Origin of the sequence: Caballeronia sp. SEWSISQ10-4 2, from assembly GCF_030464885.1 — a bacterium.
In the GTDB taxonomy this organism is placed as follows: Bacteria; Pseudomonadota; Gammaproteobacteria; order Burkholderiales; family Burkholderiaceae; genus Caballeronia.
The window spans coordinates 1-1111 of record NZ_JALPRJ010000210.1 but is presented as its reverse complement, the minus strand read 5'-3'; the positions used below and the strand labels follow the sequence as shown (position 1 = coordinate 1111).

Here is a 1111-nt window from a genome sequence, read left to right as displayed (position 1 = left end):
TCTTACTGTGTCACAAAGTTTGAGGTCGAATCCGTGTGTGTTTAATGCTTAGCCTTTGCATAAGTCGTAGTCCAAGTAGTATTCGCAGTGTCGTGATCGAGTTAGGGACATGGCGTTGCGCGCGCTGGACTGCCGCGGGGGATGTAATCCGAGGGAAGGACAGGCAGCGAGAGTTTGGCGCCGTTTTTTTTGCCGTCGCCGTGGGAGCCAGTACCCAAGCGCTGCGCCATCAAAAAGCCATATGCCGCGATACTCAACGAAGCATGATGGTGAAATCCTCGCCAGCCACGTCCTTCATAGTGGCCTAGGCCAAACTCTTGTTTGAGATCTTGGTAGTCACGCTCGATTCTCCAGCGCATCTTTGTGACGAACACGAGTTGCTCAAGTGTTGCGTTTTCAGGTGCCGTGCTCATAAAGTACTTGAGCGGTTCGACCTCACCCTCGGGCCATTCGATTAATAGCCATTCCTCTGCGCGAACCGAACTGCTCCAATAGTCCCTGTGTGCAGGTCGTACACGCACGGCGGCGAAACGCGATGACAATGTGGTGTTAGTTCCTTCGCGCCAATTGACAGTTCGATAAGCCGCTTGCGGCGTTTGCATCGCCAGTGTTTTGACAGAAAGAGGCTCGTGACCTGGAGCACGACGCAGCAACGTCGGCGGCTTACCTCGTCCGCTCCAAGGCTTGGGTGGCAGAGGAGCCATTCCAGGCCCCCACACTGACGTGCCCGGCCGAATGCCAACCGCATACAGCAAGCCCATTTGCGTCAATCCATCCCGAAAGGCAGTTTCGTCGCCATAGCCGGCGTCAGCCAGTACCACCCCTGGAGGAATATCTGACGCGATAGCCTCATGCAGTTGCGCTAATGCTATTTGAGGTTTGGTGGCGAAGATCTGGTCTTCCGGAATGCCTGCCCGCTGCCTGCGAGTGGGGTCGTCGATCCATTCATGGGGAAGATAAAGCTGATAGGCAATGGGCAAGCTACCGCGCTGTGTGGCGAGCGAAAGACTTACTGCTACCTGGCAATTATCCTGCTTGCCGAGCTGCCCACAATACTGACGGGCGACGCCTACAGAGTGCTTGCCTTTCTTCGGAAAACCCGTGTCGTCGA

The 1111-nt window shown here is 55.5% G+C and carries 1 protein-coding gene; it reads right to left on the bottom strand.

Annotated features, from left to right (window positions below):
* Positions 1-101: 101 nt before the first annotated feature.
* On the bottom strand, positions 102-1111 hold a 1010-nt coding region (locus M0D69_RS43640; protein ID WP_301787984.1), incomplete at its 5' end, for an IS701 family transposase.